Source organism: Flavobacteriales bacterium, assembly GCA_020435415.1.
Classification (GTDB): Bacteria; Bacteroidota; Bacteroidia; order JACJYZ01; family JACJYZ01; genus JACJYZ01.
Genome location: JAGQZQ010000156.1, coordinates 1 through 2,977, shown reverse-complemented (window position 1 = coordinate 2,977; position 2,977 = coordinate 1). Strand labels below are relative to the sequence as shown.

Genomic DNA, 2,977 nt, shown 5'->3' with positions numbered 1-2,977 from the left:
TGGAGGTGTTCCCATGACCAGCGTTTCTGTTTTTCGGCGTTGTGCAGTTTAATTTCCTGCATGCCGTTGATCAGTTCAATCACTTTACTCTGTTCCTCGCTGGAGCGTGAGAAACGTTTATAGTCGAGGTCTTTTCGGCGCTTGAGAAATATAAGAATCCAACCCATATATATAGCGCTTCCGGTGAGGAAAATAAAAAATATACGCGGGTCATACCACGCCAGCACGGCACCGAAGACGATGAGGTTAAAGAAAGAGAACAGGGTATTGAGCGAGGAAGTGGTCAGCAGGTTTTCGATCCTGCGGTGGTCGTTGATGCGCTGCATGATGTCGCCGGTCACTTTCACATCGAAGTAGGCGATGGGCAGGTTCATCAGCTTGATAAAGAAGTCGGAGACCAGGGAGATGTTGATGCGGGTGCTCAGGTGCAGGAGTATCCAGCCGCGGATGACTTCAATGGAGGCCCGTCCGAGAAAGAGAAGCAACTGAGCAAACAGGATGAGGTAGATAAAGTTGATGTCGCGGTTCTGGATGCCGATATCGACGATGCTCTGGGTAAGGAAAGGAAAGATCAGGTTCAGCAAGCTGCCTGCCAGCAGGCCCAGGCAGAGTTGTACCATGAACTTCTTGTACCGGAACAGGTATTGGTACAGGAAGGAGAAGCCCCGGCGGGTGGTATGATCGTCCTCCTCACTTTGGTGCAGGCGTGGGGTAGGCTCCACAAGGAGTGCCACGCCTTTGTTGGCTTCGTCCGATGTTGGCTGGCCTGTCCAGTGCTCTATGAACTCTTTTGTGGAATATTTCAGCAGGCCGTGGCCTGGGTCGGCGACATACAGCGTATCGCCTTTGATCCTGTACAGTACTACAAAATGATTCTGGTTCCAGTGGACGATGCAGGGCAGGGGAGCGTCTTCCTTCAGTTTGTTGAAATCCACCTTAACGCCCAGGCTGCGGAAGCCGATGGATTCTGCGGCATCGGAGATGTTTCTCAGGTTGGAGCCTAAGCGGGTGGTTTCGGAAATGCGTTTGAGTTTTTCCAGGGAGATGGAACGACCGTAATGCTTTGCGATCATGCGAAGGCAGGTGGGGCCGCAGTCCATGTGGTCATGTTGATTATATTGCCTAAAGGACCTAAGTTTCATTTCAAAAACAATATTTCCACACGTCTGTTCTGTGCTTTTGCATCATCCGAGACATTAGCCACCAATGGAAAATCTTCACTCAGACCAACCGTTATAATGCGGTTTCGGGGGATACCACACGATTCCAATAAATCAGCGATACATACGGCGCGCTGCCGGGATAATTTCATATTATCGATCTCATCACTGTCGCTATCGGTATGCCCAACAATCAATATGCGTTCATTTTCATTGGAAAGCAGGTATTGGCATACGATATTTACTATTTGTGTTGATGAATTTGCCGGACATGGTCGTGCCTTATCGAACAATAAATTCCCAAATCGGTATATTTTTCCGGCCTCAAATAAGGTTTGATCCGGAGCAATAGCAGATGTTTTGGGTGTATCCCCGTCGTACACACGTTTATAATATTTGACAAGGCTATCTGTCTCAGCATTCATTATAGAAATATTATCGAACGCATAGCATGAAACCACACCCGGGCGATTGTATGGATTTACTTTTTTCTTTTGCATGGCATTTTCAGGCGAGAAATTACCAATTGTCAGATACTGCTCTCCACCCCAAGCCCTATAGTTTAAGCTCACATGGTGCCATAAAGTATCAACAACCTCTGACAGAAGTCCTGTAGCCAAAGTAGATGCAGACACACCATGTTGGCTGAAATTCATAAGCATGGTTTCTTTCGCAGATAGCAGTATGCCGATGCGATCAAGCGCATAACTGCTTTGTTCCGGGCAATACCGTATATCAAATTCGATGTGGTAGCTGTTTCCTTTTACCAATGGCTCTGCAAGGTGTGTTGACAAAAAGTCCCGACTCAATCCATCCGTGTAAAGATACATAAGCATACATGCTCTTCCGGAAGCGGACTTATATTCATTCAGGATTTGCAATTTTGCATACAAGCCATTAAACCGGGATTCATTCCGGATATAAGGCGGATATCTCCCCCCGGAGACATTCTTCCAGGATTTGGGTTGAAAATGCCATCCCCCTGTACTCACAATGGAGCTATCATACGCCTCAAAACCCGGATTAGGGAGCAGATTTTGGGCCGACAATATCCGCCCGGAGGTTGCGAAAAATAAAACGATAATGAAAACGAATCTGTTCATAACCAATGTTTTCCCTATTTCGGGGAAGTTTACAGATAGAATATGCATTATTCATTATTCGTTATTCATTTCCCTCAGGTACTCACCCATCGGCATTAAGCCGAGCTTTGACCGCCAGGTATCCATGCTGTCAGGTTCTATTAACTCAAATGGCTTAAAGCGACCTTCCTGTTCATCGAAATAAAGTTGACTACCGAAATATTGTTTCTTTTTCAGACCCAGTGTGAGCCTATCCAATAACATGGCAACATTCGCCGGGTATTCCTCTCCATTTTTTGCAGCGTTTACAAGAACATCCAAATATTTCAGTTGGGTGTTCCGGTCCGCATGCTGGATAATCATAAACTCTGTTTGGGCGGTGCCCTTCCATCCAAGACTATTGCTCAGGAATCCGTATCGGACAATCAGCGTATCCAGTATTCGTAAATTGCTTTTATCCGTTGCTACCATGAGGGTAAAAACAGAATCCAAAACATGTGCATCATTGTTACCTGCCTGTTGAAGTGAATCAAGTATAATGCGATATGCCTGGTCCAGATGAGACAATCGCTTCAACACAGTCCGCAATGAATCATAAGAACCACTTACATTTCTTGTCTGCTCTACAATGCCCACCCATTGTTCAGACCCTTTCAGTCCATTGAGTAAAGTATCATTGATCAGAAGATGGTAGTTTTTGAATCCTTTACGCAGGGCCAATTTGAGGTTAGCTAT

Annotated in this window: 3 protein-coding genes; all 3 read right to left on the bottom strand. The window is 46.0% G+C overall.

Annotation, left to right across the window (positions count from 1 at the left end; genetic code table 11):
* A partial coding sequence (locus KDD36_14950) for a peptidase domain-containing ABC transporter (protein MCB0397946.1) occupies window positions 1–1,142 on the bottom strand: 1,142 nt, incomplete at its 3' end.
* A complete protein-coding gene (locus KDD36_14945; protein MCB0397945.1) occupies window positions 1,139–2,263 on the bottom strand; it encodes an OmpA family protein in 1,125 nt (374 codons plus the stop codon). The genes KDD36_14945 and KDD36_14950, both read right to left, overlap by 4 nt.
* A gap of 54 nt (window positions 2,264–2,317) precedes the next feature.
* Window positions 2,318–2,977, bottom strand: a 660-nt coding sequence (locus KDD36_14940; protein ID MCB0397944.1) for a hypothetical protein, incomplete at its 5' end; no start/stop codon positions are given.